Origin of the sequence: Streptomyces roseirectus (assembly GCF_014489635.1) — a bacterium.
GTDB lineage: Bacteria > Actinomycetota > Actinomycetes > Streptomycetales > Streptomycetaceae > Streptomyces > Streptomyces roseirectus.
This window is the reverse complement of the sequence record NZ_CP060828.1, coordinates 2,037,196-2,052,676: the sequence shown is the minus strand read 5'-3', so window position 1 is coordinate 2,052,676 and position 15,481 is coordinate 2,037,196. Positions and strand designations below refer to the sequence as shown.

The following is a 15,481-nucleotide window of genomic DNA, read 5'->3' as shown; positions in this document are numbered from 1 at the left end:
TCCCAGCGGGAGGCTAGCAGCGCCAAGGCGGCCCTGTTCGCGGCTCCGCCGACTCCAGGTCTATTCCAACGGGAGCAGGGTGTCGGCGATCTCGACGATCGCCTTCCCGTCGACCCGGCAGCAGCCCCCGACCAGCCGCGCCCCGGCCGCCTCCCAGCCCTTCACCAGCTCCGGCGCGAACGACGAACTCCCGGTCCACGCCCGCGCGTTCGCGTCCCAGGTCTCCCCGCTGTTCGGGTACACCACGACCGGTTTGCCCGTCACCCGCACCGCCGTCTCCACCGCGCCCAGCACGTCCTCGGGGGCACAGCAGTTGACGCCGACCGCGATCACCTCGTCCACGTCCGCCGCGAGCGCGAACGCCTCCTCCAGCGGCTGCCCGGCGCGGGTGCGGTCGCCGTCGATGCTGTACGACAGCCAGGCGGGCGTGCCGAGTTCACGCACCACGCCCAGCAGAGCCGCGGCCTCGTCGGTGTCCGGGACCGTCTCCAGGGCGAGGACGTCGGGACCGGCCGCGGCCAGCACCTCAAGGCGCGGCCGGTGCCAGTCCGCGAGCTGCGCGACGCTCAGCCCGTAGCGGCCCCGGTACTCCGAGCCGTCCGCGAGCATCGCCCCGTACGGGCCGACCGACGCCGCCACCCACAGCGGGCGGTCCGCGCCCCGCTCCCGCGCCTTGCGGATCGCGCGGCGGCCCAACTCGACGCTCAGCGCCATGAGTTCGGCGGCCTGCTCGCGGTCGAAGCCGCGCTTCGCGAACCCCTCGAACGTCGCCTGGTAGCTCGCGGTGATCGCGACGTCGGCGCTCGCCATGAAGTACCAGAAGTGCGCCTCGGCGATCGCCTCCGGCTCCTCGGCCAGCAGCCGCGCCGACCACAGCTCGTCACTCAAGTCGTGGCCCAGGGACTCCAGTTGGTTGGACATGCCGCCGTCGAGGATCACGACACCGGCGGCCAGGGCCTCGGCGAGGGGCGGGGTCGGCGGCACGGGAGGCAGGTAGAGGCTCATACGACGACGCTAATCGACACGGGCGGGCGGCCGCGCCCGGTGAGCCGAGGTCGGCCGAATATGTCCACTGTGTGAACAGTTGGCCCACGATGTGGGATGCGGGGATACGATCACGCCCTCCCCGCCCCGAGAAACACGGACACACATGACCACCGCCGACACCCCCGAGACCGAGGCCGCCGCCAAGGCTCCCGCGCGCCCCGCGTCCCCCCGCCGCACCTTCGGCCTCGCCACCGCGACCGCCCTCGTCATGGGCAACATCATCGGCGGCGGCATCTTCGCGCTCCCCGCCGCCGTCGCCCCCTACGGCACGCTCAGCCTCCTCGCGTTCGGTGTCCTCTCCGTCGCCGCCGTCCTGCTCGCGCTCCTCTTCGGCAGGCTCGCGCGGCGCAGCCCCGTCACCGGGGGCCTCTACGTCTACCCCCGCGACGCCTTCGGGCCCTTCGCCGGGTTCCTGTCGGCCTGGTCGTACTGGACGATGTGCTGGGTCAGCATCGCCGCGCTCGCCGTCGCCGTCGTCGGCTACGTCGACGTCCTGATCCCGCTGCACGGCAACCACGCGCTCGAAGGGCTCGTCGCGCTGCTCGCGCTGTGGCTGCCGGCCGTCGCGAACTTCGCGGGGACGCGGTGGGTGGGGACCGTGCAGATCGTGTCCACCGTCCTCAAGTTCGTGCCGCTGCTGCTCGTCGCCACCGTCGGGCTCTTCTTCGTCGACACCGACAACTTCGGGCCCTTCAACGCCACCGGCGACAGCGTGCCGGGCGCGCTCGCCGCGTCCGCCGCGCTGCTCCTCTACAGCTTCCTCGGGGTGGAGTCGGCGGCCGTCAGCGCGGGGGAGGTCGACGATCCCGAGCGGACGGTGGGGCGCGCGAGCGTGCTGGGCACGCTGGCCTCCGCGCTCGTCTACGTCCTCGGCACCGTCGCCGTCTTCGGGCTCGTCCCGCACGATCGACTCGTCGAGTCCGGGGCGCCGTTCGCCGACGCCGTCAACTCCATCACCGGCGGGACCTGGGGCGGCACCGCCATCGCCCTCGTCGCCGTCGCCTCCATCGTCGGCTGCCTCAACGGGTGGATCCTCCTCGCCGCCCAGATGCCCTACGCCGCCGCCCTCGACGGCCTCTTCCCCAAGCCGTTCGCGAAGGTCGGCAAGGGCGGCGTGCCCGGCTTCGGAGTCTGGGCCGTCGCTCTCCTGGGCACCGCCCTGATCGCCCTCAACTACACAGCCGGGCCCGACACCACCTTCCGCGTCCTCGTCCTCATCACCACCTTCACCGGCTGCGTCCCCTACCTCCTCTCCGCCGCCGCCCAGCTCTACTGGCTGGCACGGGGCACCCGCACCCACCTCCGCCCCGCCACCCTCACCCGTGACCTCCTCATCGCCGCCCTCTCCTTCGCCTTCTCCTTCTGGCTGATCGCCGGCGCGGGCTACGCGGCCGTCTACCAGGGCGCCCTCTTCCTCTTCGCCGGCATCCCGCTCTACGTCTGGCTGAAGGGCCGCCAGGAGGGGCCGGAGGAAGGGGAGTTGGCGGCCGGGGGCGAGGTCACGTCGGCTGCAGGGGACGCGACGGCCTGACGCGGGGCTGGGCTGAGGGCCGGGCTGGAGGGGTGGTCGGCAAGCCCTGGCTCAGTCAGCGGTTGTCGCGCAACCACACCGCCGGGGCCGTTGTGGGCGCAGAACTCCCGGGGTGGCGATGCGGCCGGGCGCCAGCCCCGGCGCGGTGGCGAGCGCCGGGGCAGTGGTGAGCGACGGGGCCGGGGCGAGACGGCTCGGCGCCGGAGTCGAGGTGTGACGCGCAGCCGCCGGAGTCGTCCCCGGCGGCTGCGCCGACGCCGAGAGGCGGCGCCCGCGTCCTCTCCCGCCTCGTCCGGGGTGCCCAGCGGCAGGACGGATGGCCGCCCGCCGTCCCCCTTCGCCCCTTCCGAAAGTCGTCGGAAACGTTGCGAAAAAAGTTTTGGAAAACGGTTTCTCTCTGGGCGCGTCAGACCCGTTGACCCCGTCGTAACACGCCCTTACCTTTTCGGCGTTCGGAATGTCATATTCGGTTCGGAATATCGAACGTTGTTCGGTGATGGAGAGTGCGTGAGATGAGACGTGTGTACGCGGTCCTGATCGCCCTCTGTACGGCCCTGGCCGGCGCCTTGGCCGTCGCGGGGCCGGCGCAGGCGGCACCGCAGACGCTGCCCAACGGCGTCCAGTTCACCGACACGTCGGGGAACGCGGTGCACGCCCACGGCGGCGGGGTCATCAAGGTCGGCTCCTATTACTACTGGTTCGGCGAGGACCGCAACGCCGACAACACCTTCCGCTCGGTCGACGCCTACCGCTCGACCGACCTGAAGACCTGGGAGTTCCGTAACCGCGTCCTGACCCAGTCCAGCGCTACGGAGCTGGGCACCGCGTACATCGAACGCCCGAAGGTCATCTACAACGCCTCCACCGGCAAGTTCGTGATGTGGATGCACAAGGAGAACGGCGTCGACTACGGCGAGGCCCGCGCCGCCGTCGCCGTCTCCGACACCGTCGACGGCGACTACGCCTACCAGGGCAGCTTCCGCCCCCTCGGCCAGCACATGTCCCGCGACATCACCGCGTTCGTCGACACGGACGGCACCGGCTACATGGTCTCGGCCGCCAACGAGAACTACGACCTGCACATCTACCGGCTGACGGCCGACTACACCGGTATCGCGAGCCTCGTCGCCAACCCCTGGCCCGGCGGCCACCGCGAGGCCCCGGCCCTGTTCAAGCGGGGCGGCGTCTACTTCATGCTGACCTCGGGCGCCACCGGCTGGAACCCCAACCAGCAGCAGTACGCCACCGCGACCAGCCTCGCCGGCCCCTGGTCCGCGATGACGAACGTCGGCGACTCCACCGCGTACGGCTCGCAGACCGCCTACGTCCTGCCCGTCCAGGGGACGTCGGGCACCTCGTACCTCTACATGGGCGACCGCTGGGGCAACTCCTTCGGCGGCAAGGTCAACGACTCCCGCTACGTGTGGCTCCCGCTGACCTTCCCCAGCAGCACCTCGATGTCGATGTCGTGGTCCCCGGAGATCACCGTGGACACGGCCGCCGGTACCGTCAGCGGCGTCAGCGCCACCTACAACACCCTGGTGGCCCGCCACAGTTCGAAGTGCGCGGACGTCGCGAACCAGTCCCTCCAGGCGGGCGTCGCGATCAGCCAGTACACCTGCAACAGCGGCGGCAACCAGAAGTGGTGGTTCAAGGACCTCGGCACCGGCTACTACCAACTCGTCGGCCGCCAGAGCTCGTTGTGCCTCCAGGAGAACGCGACCGACGTCACCCAGCAGAACTGCGGCACCGCGACGACCCAGCAGTGGAGCCTCACCGCCTCCGGCAACTACTGGCTCGTCAAGTCCCGCGCCAGCGGCGAATGCCTCGACGTCAACGGCGGCTCCACCGCCAACTCGGCCGCGATCATCACGCACGCCTGCAACGGGACGACCAACCAGCAGTGGACGCGCGGTAGTTGACGTCCCTGAGGGGCGGGAGCCTTCGCACGGAAGGCCCCCGCCCCTTTTCTCACGCCAGCAGATCGATCGCGTCGATCGCCGTCCCCGCGCTCAGGAACCCGGTCGACCCCGACCCGCTCACGACATTGATCTTCAGCGTGTTGTACTGGCCCGTGTCGGTCAGCCACGCACTCGCCGGAACGCTGTACGTGAACGTGTGGTTGTTGCCCCGGTAGGACCCGTTCGTCAGCGACCGCGTGCTCGGCTGGGCCGGCGGCGTCGGGATCGCCGACGTCCAGTTGTCGTTGACGACCACCTGCGGACGCCCGTTCGCGTACGCCGTCGTCACCCCGATCCGCAGCGTGTGCGCGGCGGCGGCCTGCGCGGCCGTCAGCTTGAAGTACACGATCAGCCCGGAGTTGACGTCCTTCCACAGGTAGCAGGGGAACGCGGACGTCTCGGTCCCGCTGCCGATCACGACGTTCCCCGTCCACGCCGAGGCCCGGACGTCGGAGGGGTGCGCGTACGTCATCAGGTCGGCGTTCTTGAACCCGCTCGGCGTCCCGTTCCAGTCGCCGATCCGCCAGATCGCGCCCGCGTTGGACGGGTCGTTGGAGGAGGCCAGCGCGATCGAGTTCAGCGACGTCGTCCCGCCCGCCGACACCGACACCGACTGGGTGTGGACGGCGAGTTCACCCTTGTAGACCGTCAACGTGTAGGTCCCCGGCAGGACCCCGCCGATCGAGAAGAACCCGTCCGAGGAACGCGCCGAACCCCAGTACTGGGCCGTCGAGTTGGCGAGTCCCACGGTGTACGGGTGCGCCGTGTCGCGCCCGGTGATGCCGACGCCCGCGACTCTGCCACGCCCGCTCGCCGGCACGTACCCGGCGATGCCGAGGGAGTCCGCCCAGGACGTCGTCAGCGTGCCCGGGTACAGCGAGGAGGAGGGCGCGCCGCCGTCGGTGAGGGCGATGACGTACGGGCCCTGGAGACCGAAGCGCTCGTTCTCCGTCTGGTTCTGGGCGTAGTGCAGGATCTCGTACAGGCCGCCGCCGTCCGCGCTCTGGTGGCGCAGCAGGGAGCGGTAGAAGGGGCCGCCGGACGCCTTCTCGTGGTTGGAGCGGACGATCCACAGGCCGACGCCGTTCGCGCTCCAGCCGACGTAGTCGTAGTCGATGACCCGCAGCTTCGAGTAGTGCTTCGAGCGGGTCTGGCCGTCGGACTTGCGGAACACGTCCGACGCCTCGATGGCCGTCGGCGCGTACGTGTAGGAATCCGGCTGGTCGTTGAGGAACAGGCCCGCCTTGACGCGCAGGATGAAGCGGGTCGAGGCGACCGACGTGTCCGCGCGGTTGGTCCACAGGTAGACGTTGTTCTCGCCGCTGCGGGCCGCGTAGTAGTGCCTGAGCGTGCCGTACGCGACCGAGACGAGGATCGTCGAGCCGGACTGCGTGATCCTCACCGTCGAGGAGCCGAGCCCCGACTCGATGTGCGAGTTCTTGCCGTCGTAGCCCTGGTACTCGACGCCCTTGTAGACCAGCGAGGACAGGTCGCCGTTGGACTTGCTGACCTTGAAGACCAGGCTGGCGCCGGTGTCGACGACGTAGTTGGAGCCGTCGTCGCTCCAACCGAAGCCCGCCGCCGAGGCGCCTGCGGCGAGCGGACCGGCGAGCGCGGCCGTGCCGGCCGCCGCGGCGGTGCCGAGGACGAAGGCGCGGCGGCCGACGCCGGTGGCGGGCTGGGGAGTTTCGGACATGGGTGTTCCGGCCATGGGGAGCCTCCTGCGGGTGGGGTTCGAGGTGTGGGGGGAGCGGGTGCGGAGTCGGTGCGGGATGGGTGCGGGTGCCCGGTCCGGCGTCGGCGGGTCCGGCACCCGGGCTTCAGCAGAGTGACAGTTGAATCGATTTCGCGAAAGGGCTTTCGCTTGCGGGAGGTTGGCAATCATGTGAAATGGCGCCAGAGTCTAGAAAGCGCTTGCGGATGGGGGTACGGTCCTGCGGCCAGGCCCTGTCGCACTATCGAGGAGCAGCGAGTGAGACGTTTCAACATCGCCGTGCTGGCCGCGCTGACACTGAGCACCGCCCTGTCCGCCGTCCCCGCCCAGGCTTATTCTGGACCGGCATCCGGCGCTTCCGGTGCCCCGCGCCTCGGCCTGGAGAACTGCACCGCAACCGCCTGCCACTTCGACGTCCCGCCGGGCACCTACGACGTGAAGGTCCTCCTCGGCGGCGACGCGGCGTCCGCCACGAGCGTCACCGGTGAGACGCGCCGCTCGCTCCTCCCGGAGACGGCCGTCCCCGAGGGCGAGCGCATCGCCCGCAGCTTCACCGTCGACGTCCGTACGCCGGAGGGCGAGCCGACCGGCCCCGCCGGCACTCCCGGTCTCGACCTCGCCCTCGGCGGCGGAGCACCCGCGCTCGCCGGCATCCAGGTCACCCCCGCCCGGCACGCCCGCCAGATCTTCCTCGTCGGCGACTCCACGGTCTGCGACCAGCCCGGCGACCCCTACTCCGGCTGGGGCCAACAGCTCCCGCAGTTCCTGCGCAAGGGCCTCTCCGTCGCCAACTACGCGGATTCCGGAGAGAGTACGGTCACCTATCTGTCGAACCCTCAACTCTGGGCCACCGTCCAGCCGTTGATCCGGCCCGGTGACCTCGTCCTCATCCAGCTCGCGCACAACGACAAGACGACCGACGAGGCGACGTACCGCGCGAACCTGGAGGCCCTGGTCGCCGGCGTCCGCGCGCAGCAGGGGCGGCCCGTGCTGGTGACCCCCATCGTGCGGCGCTGGTTCAACTCCGACGGCACGCTGAACAACGGCACCGCACTCCTCGTCAACGGCCTCGGCGTCGACCATCCGGCGGTGATCCGCTCGGTGGCGGCGGCGCGGGGCGTTCCGCTGATCGACCTCACGGCGAAGACGAAGGCGCTGGTGGAGTCGCTGGGGCCGGAGGGGTCCAAGTCGGTCTACCTCTACAACGAGAAGCGCGACAACACGCACACGTCCGTGCATGGGGCGACCCTGTACGCGGAACTCGTCCGGGACGAGCTGGCCGCGCGGGAGTTGATACCGCGGGGTCTGGTGAGGGTGGGGTGACCCCGCAGGGGGAATGAGCCCGTACAAGCCCCTGGGGCGTCCCGACCGGAACCGGGGCGCCCCAGGCCCATGACGTACTCGGCGATCCGGCAGTACTCGGCAAATCCGGCAGTATTCGGCAATCCGGCAGAGAGAACCCGCACATGCACCTCCCCCCGCCCGACCCCGCCCGCAGCCCGGTCACCGGTTACACCCGCGCCCACTGGGAGACGGCCGCCGACACCCTCCTCGCCGCGACCGAGCCGTACGCCACCCCCGACCGCGCCCTCTACCACTTCCCCGGCGACCGCCAGAGTTGGACGGGCCGCCTCTCCGACGGCCTCGAAGGCTACGCCCGGACCCTCCTGCTGGCCGCGTTCCGCCGCGACGAGACGGCGTTGGAGCGCTACGCGGACGGCCTGGCGGCGGGCACGGCGGGCGTGTGGCCGAAGATCGAGGACCGTCACCAGTCCCTCGTCGAGGCCGCCTCCATCGCCCTCGCCCTCCACCTCACCCGCCCCCTCCTGTGGGACCGCCTGACCCCCTCGGTCCAACAGCGCGCCGCCGCCTGGCTGTCGGACGCCCTCACCGCCGAACCCTGGCCCTGCAACTGGGAGTTGTTCCCGGTCACCGTCGGCGGTTTCCTGGAGTCGATCGGCCACGAACCCGAAGCCTCCCGCCGCGCGATCACCCAGGGCCTGGAGCGCATCGAGCGGTGGTACGTCGCCGACGGCTGGTACACCGACGGCGACGGCCGCAAGTTCGACTACTACAACGGCTGGGCCCTGCACCTCTACCCGGTCCTGCACGCCTGGCTCACCCAGGACACCGCCCTCCTCGACCTCTACGGCGGCCGCCTGGAACGCCATCTCGCCGACTACGCCCGCCTGTTCGGCGGCGACGGCGCCCCGCTGCACCAGGGCCGCTCCCTCACGTACCGCTTCGCGACGACGGCCCCCCTGTGGCTCGGCGCCCTCACCGGCCGCACCCCGCTGCCCCCCGGCGAGACCCGCCGCCTCGCCTCGGGCGCCCTGAAGTACTTCCTGGACCGGAACGCGGTGGACGACACGACCGGCCTCCTCACCCTCGGCTGGCACGGTCCCGACCCCGAGGTCCTGCAAGGCTATTCGGGCCCGGCGTCCCCGTACTGGGCCAGCAAGGGCTTCCTCGGCCTCCTCCTCCCCGCGGAGCACGAGGTCTGGACCGCGACGGAAACCCCGTCCCCGGCGGAGCGCGAGGACGCCCTGACGCCGCTGAAGGCCCCCAACTGGCTCCTCCAGTCGACCAGTTCGGACGGCATCGTCCGCCTCCACAACCACGGCAGCGAGGACGTCCGCTACGACCCCTACTACACCCGCCTCGCCTACTCGACGGTGACAACCCCGACCTCGTCCCCCACCCCCGACAACAGCGTCATCGTCGGCGGCGACCCCACCCGCACGGACATCACCCCCCTCGGCGCCGGCGACGACTGGATCGCCTCCCGCCACACCACCGCCACCGGCGCCCGCGTCACCAGCGTCACCCTGGCCCAAGGCCCCCTGGAAGTACGCGCGTTCCTCATCTCGGACGCCCCCGAGAACACTCTCGTCCACCTCACCGGCTGGTCCGCCCCCGAAGGCGCCCACGCCGATCTCACTCTCCTCAAGGGCACCCGCACAGGCCCCGGACCCACCCTCTTCGTCGCCCTCGCCCGCCTCACGGGGGAGGCGGAGCCGGAGGAGTTGGGGGAGGGGGCGACTGTCGAGACGTACGGGGAGGGGGAGTTGGCGGTGCGGTGGGCCGACGGCAGTGAGGTCAAGGTCCGGCTGGCCGACGGGAAGGTGGAGGTCGAACGCCATCTGTAGTTACCCGACTCCGCTGCGGCACCGGCGAATTGATTCTAAGGTCGGTGTCATGAGCGACGTGGCACACCCCGGCTGGGAGGGGCGCACCCTGCGGCACATCGTGGGGGAGGGGGTCTGGGCGGCACTGCTGGAGGGCGCGCACGAACGCCTCCACCCCGCCCGCGACGTCCTGCTGCGGCAAGGGGAGGACGGTTCGCATGTACTGGTGCTGCTCAGCGGGCTGACCAAGGTCGTCAGGGCCGAACGCGACGGCGCGAAGGACCTGTTGGCGTTCCGGGGGCCGGGGGAACTGCTCGGCGAGATGGCCGTGCGGGGCGGGGGTGGACGGCTCGCGAGTGTGGAGACGCTCGACCCCTGCCGGGTCGCGGTCATGCCGGCGGCCCGGTTCGGCCGGTTCGTCGACGACCACCGGCTCGCCCCGCACCTCGAACGGCACGCCATCATCCGGGTTCGTGAGACCACCGAGGGGCGTCACACCGGTGAGGCGCCGCAACGGGTTGCCGGGGCGCTCGTGCGCATCGCCGACATCTCGTACTGGCCCGGTCCGTGCGTCCGGGAGGGTGTCGAACTCCCCTTGAGCGTCATGGACTTGGCCCAACATCTGAAGATGTCCCGCAACACCGTCGGCCGCCTGATCGCCCAGGAGCCGGTCTTCGGGGCCGTACGCGTCAGAGGCCGGGGCGGGATCGAGATCGGGGACCTGCCCGCCCTGCGCCGGTTCGCCGCGCGAGAGACGCCGTCACACCACTCGAATGTGACCCGCGTCACCTGATTGCTGCACTCGGGCAGCAGGTGACCCGAGCGCTTTCCCGGATTCTCGAAGTGCCCGGCCGACAGACCCACTTCAGGAATCCGAGAGGAAGACCATGTCCGACCTGCCCGTGCCCACCGCGTCCCCGTACAGCCGCAGCCGTGCACTCCCGCCCTACCGGGGCATCGTCGCCGTCGACGCCAAGGACTTCACCGGCCACCCCGCCATCGAGCACGGCACCATCAGCCGCAACATCCCCCAGCTCCTCAGGATGTCACTGGAGCGGTCCGGCCTCGACGAGCTGTGGAACGACCGCCGCTTCCCCAACTCCACCGGCGACGGCTACGTGTTCGGGTTCGACCCGGCGGCCATGCCCTTCGTCATCCACCCCTGGCTGCACCAACTCCAGGACATCCTCACCGAGTTCAACGTCCACTCCAACGGAGTCGCGGGTCTGCGCCTGCGCGTCAGCCTCCACATCGGCCCGCTGCCCGACTCCGGCGAGGAGTTCGACGGCAACGGCACACCCCGCAACGACACCCACCGGCTGCTCGACTCCCGCCCGGTGAAGGCGATGCTCGCGGCCTCCAGCGAGAACATCACCCAGGTGGCGGCGATCGTCTCCGACCGCTGCTTCGAGGACGCGGTGGCCAGCGGCTACACCGGCCGCCACCCCGACCACTTCATCGAAGTCCCCGCCACGGTCGAGGGCAAGCGCTTCGCGCAACGCGCCTGGCTCTACATCCCCGCCCCCTCCGGGAACCTCTACGACCGCCGCATCCTCGGGGACCACGTGGTGGACGACCAGCAGAAGGCCGTGCCGCAGGAGCGGGCGAAGGGGCGGCGGGGCGGGAAGGTGATCCAGCGCGCGGACCACGGAAACGTCAACAGCGGTACGGTGCACGGCGGTCAGCACGTCAGCAACGTCGGCGGGGACCAGAACGTCAGCCATGTCGGCGGGGACCAGGTCGGCGGACACAAGGTGGGCACCGTGCACGGCAATCTCGGCGACACCGTGCAGGGCGACAAGAACACGGGGTCGCGGTGAACGCGCTCGGGGAGAACGACGGGTACGACGACACGGACGACCTGCCCGCCGACGCCCGCTCCGTCATCTACGCGTCCTACGCGAACATCAACACCGGTACGGTGAACGGCGGTCAGCGGGTACAGAGCGGGATCACGGCGACGCAGACCCAGCGCATCGAGGCCCTGGAAGGGCCCATCTCCTCCCTGGAGATCCTGGAGGCCGAACGCGGATTCGCCGAACCCCCTTGGTTTCCCGCCGCGTTGGCGCAACTCGGCACCGGAGTCCTGTTTCTGACCGGCGCACCCCGCACGGGCCGCCGCACGGCGGCGCTCAACCTGCTGCGCCGGCACACCGGAGGCGGACTGAACTTCAGGGCCGTCGACGGAAGCACGGACCTCGACCTCTGGCAGCCCAAGAACAAAGGAACCCTCGGCTACCTGGTCGACGGGCTCGTCCCCACTCAGCCGCTCAAGCCCGCCGTCCTGGGCAACCTGCGCGACCGCCTGCGCACCGAGCGGGCCAGCATGGTGATCATCCTCCCCGACGACCCCGAACTCCTGCGCCGCGTCGAACGCGACCTGCACCTGACCCCCGTCCGCTGCGAACCGCCGCCGCCTCGGGCCGTGTTCGACGCCCGCCTGGAAGCGGAGATCCCGGACGCCGGACAACGGGCCGCCTTCCTGGAACGCCTCGAACCGGGCCTCGTCGACGAGCTGCTCGCACCGGAGCTGGTCCCCGCCGAAGTCGCCGAACTCGTCGCCCTGTTGACCGGCCCGGACCAGGAAGGCGAGGACATCCGCAGCCGCCTCAGCTTCCTCGCCGAGGACGAAGCACCGGAACTGATCGACACGTTGCGCGACGACCCCGACGGCCTCGCCTTCCTCATGGCCGCGTGCGTCTTCGAGGGCCTTGACCACCGCGTCGTACGGGAGGAGGCGGACCGGCTCCTGGAGGTCGCCGACGGACAGCTCGCCGCGCTCCTCCCGGCGACCGAAGGCTCCTCCGAAGTCCCGCGCGACAACCCGCGGTTCGTCTTCCGACGCTCGCTGGACGACCTGCTGCGCACCGTCCGGGCCCAGTGCGCGCCGAAGGAGATCCGCACGGCGAGCGGCTTCACCTACGCCGTGGAGCCGGTGCGCTTCACCCGGCACCGGAAGGCCGAGACAGTCCTGCGGCACGTGTGGCGGGAGTACGGCAGACTGTCCGTCGTCCTCACCGCCTGGCTCGAAGGGGTGAAGGACGACTCCGAACTGGCCACGCCGGCCGGGCACGTGATGGGCCTCGCGGCGGGATGGGGCGGCGGACGGCGGGCCCTGGGACACATCTCGACCCTCGCGGGCTCCGACACCGGCACCGGCAGGCGTATCGCCGCGCACGCGCTGGGCATGGCCGCCGACGACCCGGTGCTCGCGACCGAGGTCAAGTACCGTCTCACCGACTGGAGTCGGCGTGCCGGCTGGCAGCGGCGCACCACCGTCGCCCACGCCTGCGGCACCCGCTTCGGGCTGGCGAGGCCCGACCTCGCGCTGTCCCTGCTGCGCGGGCTGCCCAGATCACCGCAGTCCGACGAGGAGGAACGGCACGTCAACCGGGCGATCCGCGCCGCCCTGGCCGAACTCTTCACGGAGGACACCCGGCCGATGGTCTTCCGGTGCGTCCTCGGCTGGGCCGACGCCGACCCGGAATGGGAGGCGGACCTCGCGTTCGCCGTCCTGCCCTCGCTGCTGCACGGCGGCGAGTGGTTCGGGGAAGAGCTGCTGGGCGAGGGGGAGTTCAGTGCGCCGATCGTGGACCTCGTACGCCGGGCCCTGGACCGGGACGCCTCGTTCGGGCCCACCGGGGGCGCCCTGCTGAGCTGGTGCCGCGAGGGCACCTGGAACGAGCGCAGGGCCCAGGCCGTGACCACGCTCTTCGACCACCTCGCCCGCGACATGCGCCACGGCACCCTGCGGCTCTTCGTCGAGATCGACCGCCATTCGGCCCCCGACCTCGCGGGCCGGGACACCGCCCGCCGCGCACTCAACGCCTGGCGTGCGGGCGCCAGTTCACCGGCACCGGAAGGGACCCCGAGATGACCGACACCCCCGTCTACACCGTCGCCCCCCGTTCCCCCTGGCGCGAACTCCTCGGCCAGCGCTGGTCCGGACGGCGGGACCGGGCGCTCGTCCTGAGGACACCCGACCACAGATACCGCGTACTGGGCGCCCCGCACCGGAAGTCGACCCCCGTCGACGAACTCAGCCGCATCACCGAAGAACCGGCGCCGTCCCTGCTGGGCCGGTACGACGCGGCGTTCCACGTCCGTCTCGACGAACAACTCGGCACCAGGCGCGTCACGTTGCCCACGATGTACGGCGCGGAGTCGGTGGACGCCAGGGTGCTGTGGTGGGTCCACGACCCCGCGCGGACCGTGCGCTCGGGCACGAAGGAGGGCTGGAGCGCCGTACGCGCCGACCTCGACCGGCGACTGCGCGCGCTGGCCGGTTCCGGCGAGTCCGACGTGAGCGCGGCGAGCGTGATGCACCAACTGGCCGCCGACTCCTTCATGTTGGACGACGTCGGTCTGACCTACCGTCTCGTGGACGTGTACGGCGCCGAGGGCTCCGGTGAACTGAGCCTGGGGCAGCCCGGCCAGATTCCGGCGCACTCCTGGTCCGTACTCCCGCGCGAAGAATACGACTTCTGCCTGCGCGTCCTGCGTGACGGCCCGGCATCATTGGCCGCGCTCTGGCTGGCGCGCCGACCGGAAGAGGTCGGGCGGGTGCTGGAGTGGTCGGTCAGCCACCAGAAACTCCTACGCCCGGAAGGGAACTGGCAGGAGGACATGGCGGGCCTGCTCGGCACGCTCACCCAGCAGGAACGGCAGGAACTCTCGGAGATGCTGCGGGACCGGTTGCTGGCGGTGGGGCGCCCTGTACCGGGCGGGGTGAACGGCGAGGCCCGTCGGCCCACTTGGTGATCCCGACCCGGCGGTGGCTGTCGCCGGTGTGAGAATCGACTGCCATGACGCCTACGCCCTCGCCAGCTTCTGGTCCCAGGTCCTCGGCCAACCCGTCCACGAGGAGTGCCGTCCCGGTGACCCCGAAGCCCTCATCGAAGGCGCCGGGGTCCTCTTCATCGCCGTTCCCGAGGGCAACGAGTTCCGTGTGGAGCGCAGCGCGGCCGAACGGGTGGTGTGAGGAACGCTAACGGTCCTCTCTGCGGGGCCAGTTGACCAGGGCCGAGTGGAGTGCGGCGACCGCTCGGTCCCAGGATTCCTGGACGTCGCGGGAGGCGCCGAAGCCGCCGGACGCCTCCAGGACGCAGTAGCCGTGGAAGGTGCTGCGCAGGAGGCGGACGGCGTCGGTGAGGTCGGGCTCTTCGAGGCCGTACGCGCGGAGCATGCCGTAGGTGATGTCGGCGGTGCGGCGCAGGGCGGGGGCCTGGGCGACGAGGTCCTGGTCGACGCGGATCTGGGTGGCGGCGTAGCGGCCGGGGTGGCGCCGGGCGTACGCGCGGTAGGCGTCCGCGAACGCGACCAGTGCGTCCTTGCCGGCGCGCCCCGCGACCGCCGTCGCGATGAGGTCGATCATCTCGGCGCCGGCCAGGAACGCGAGGCGGGTGCGCAGTTCCTGGAGGTTCTTGACGTGCGAGTAGAGGCTCGCGTCCTTGACGCCGAACCGCCGGGCCAGCGCGGACAGGGTGACGTTCTCGAACCCCACCTCGTCGGCCAGCTCGGCGGCGGCCTCCACGAGCCGGTCGACCGTGATCCCCGCACGCGCCACGCGGCACCTCCGTCCATGTCCTAGGCGGGATCCTAGGACACCTAGGCTCCCGGGGACGCCGGGGACGCCGGGGACGCCGGGAGCGCCGGGGACACCCTCAGGACGCCGGGGGTGCCGGGGACTCCCTCAGGGCGCCGAGGACGAAGACACCGCGCCGGCTCGCCGCAGCTCACGGCGGTTCACCAGGGGGCGCGGCGGTTCACGGCGACTCCCGGCCGTCCGCGACAGCTCGCGTCGGGCTCACCGAGGCTGAGGCACCCCTCGGCCGCCCGCGCCGACCCACGACGGCTCACGCCGCCCAGGCTCCCGGCCGCTCGCGCCGCCGAGGTCCTCGGCCGCTCGCGCCGCCCAGGTCCCCGGCTGCTCGCGCCGCCGAGGTCCTCGGCCGCTCGCGCCCTCCAGGTCCCCGGCTGCTCGCGCCGCCGAGGTCCTCGGCCGCTCGCGCCCTCCAGGTCCCCGGCTGCTCGCGCCGCCGAGGTCCTCGGCCGCTCGCGCCCTCCAGGTCCCCGGCTGCTCGCGCCGCCCAGGTCCCCG

12 protein-coding genes are annotated in these 15,481 nt (G+C 71.4%); 9 read left to right on the top strand and 3 right to left on the bottom strand.

Annotated features, from left to right (window positions below; all coding sequences use genetic code 11):
- Nucleotides 1-60: 60 nt before the first annotated feature.
- Nucleotides 61-1,005 (bottom strand): homocysteine S-methyltransferase, encoded by a 945-nt coding sequence (gene mmuM / locus IAG44_RS08400; protein ID WP_187746496.1) that lies wholly within the window; start codon nucleotides 1,003-1,005, stop codon nucleotides 61-63.
- Between the two features lie 145 nt (nucleotides 1,006-1,150).
- Here mmuM and IAG44_RS08395 point away from each other — a divergent pair, with 145 nt between their 5' ends.
- Complete coding sequence (locus tag IAG44_RS08395; RefSeq protein WP_187746495.1) at nucleotides 1,151-2,578, top strand: amino acid permease; 1,428 nt, start codon at nucleotides 1,151-1,153, stop codon at nucleotides 2,576-2,578.
- Nucleotides 2,579-3,090: 512 nt separating this feature from the next.
- Nucleotides 3,091-4,500, top strand: a complete 1,410-nt coding sequence (locus IAG44_RS08390; protein WP_187746494.1) for an RICIN domain-containing protein — start codon at nucleotides 3,091-3,093, stop codon at nucleotides 4,498-4,500.
- A 49-nt stretch (nucleotides 4,501-4,549) separates the two neighbouring features.
- On the opposite strand, the gene IAG44_RS08385 is transcribed toward IAG44_RS08390, so the two are convergent.
- Nucleotides 4,550-6,250: a rhamnogalacturonan lyase B N-terminal domain-containing protein gene (locus tag IAG44_RS08385; protein ID WP_187746493.1), complete on the bottom strand. Its 1,701-nt coding sequence runs from the start codon at nucleotides 6,248-6,250 to the stop codon at nucleotides 4,550-4,552.
- A gap of 261 nt (nucleotides 6,251-6,511) precedes the next feature.
- Here IAG44_RS08385 and IAG44_RS08380 point away from each other — a divergent pair, with 261 nt between their 5' ends.
- From IAG44_RS08380 to IAG44_RS08350, 7 genes are all read left to right on the top strand, one after another.
- Nucleotides 6,512-7,576, top strand: a complete 1,065-nt coding sequence (locus IAG44_RS08380) for a rhamnogalacturonan acetylesterase (protein WP_187746492.1) — start codon at nucleotides 6,512-6,514, stop codon at nucleotides 7,574-7,576.
- A gap of 143 nt (nucleotides 7,577-7,719) precedes the next feature.
- Entirely contained in the window at nucleotides 7,720-9,402 is a 1,683-nt protein-coding gene (locus IAG44_RS08375; protein ID WP_187746491.1) for a DUF2264 domain-containing protein, read from the top strand.
- Nucleotides 9,403-9,451: 49 nt separating this feature from the next.
- On the top strand, nucleotides 9,452-10,174 hold the full coding sequence (locus IAG44_RS08370) for a Crp/Fnr family transcriptional regulator (protein WP_246561581.1): 723 nt from the start codon (nucleotides 9,452-9,454) through the stop codon (nucleotides 10,172-10,174).
- Between the two features lie 94 nt (nucleotides 10,175-10,268).
- Nucleotides 10,269-11,201 (top strand): hypothetical protein, encoded by a 933-nt coding sequence (locus IAG44_RS08365; protein ID WP_187746490.1) that lies wholly within the window; start codon nucleotides 10,269-10,271, stop codon nucleotides 11,199-11,201.
- Entirely contained in the window at nucleotides 11,198-13,258 is a 2,061-nt protein-coding gene (locus IAG44_RS08360) for a hypothetical protein (RefSeq protein WP_246561579.1), read from the top strand. The genes IAG44_RS08365 and IAG44_RS08360 overlap by 4 nt, the downstream gene beginning before the upstream one ends.
- The gene (locus tag IAG44_RS08355; RefSeq protein WP_187746489.1) at nucleotides 13,255-14,142 is read left to right on the top strand and encodes a hypothetical protein; all 888 of its coding nucleotides are present in this window, start codon (nucleotides 13,255-13,257) and stop codon (nucleotides 14,140-14,142) included. Before IAG44_RS08360 ends, IAG44_RS08355 begins: the two co-directional genes overlap by 4 nt.
- Before the next feature lie 13 nt (nucleotides 14,143-14,155).
- Nucleotides 14,156-14,362: a VOC family protein gene (locus tag IAG44_RS08350; protein ID WP_281404280.1), complete on the top strand. Its 207-nt coding sequence runs from the start codon at nucleotides 14,156-14,158 to the stop codon at nucleotides 14,360-14,362.
- A gap of 6 nt (nucleotides 14,363-14,368) precedes the next feature.
- Here IAG44_RS08350 and IAG44_RS08345 read toward each other — a convergent pair whose 3' ends face one another.
- Complete coding sequence (locus tag IAG44_RS08345; RefSeq protein ID WP_187746488.1) at nucleotides 14,369-14,947, bottom strand: TetR/AcrR family transcriptional regulator; 579 nt, start codon at nucleotides 14,945-14,947, stop codon at nucleotides 14,369-14,371.
- Between the last annotated feature and the right edge of the window lie 534 nt (nucleotides 14,948-15,481).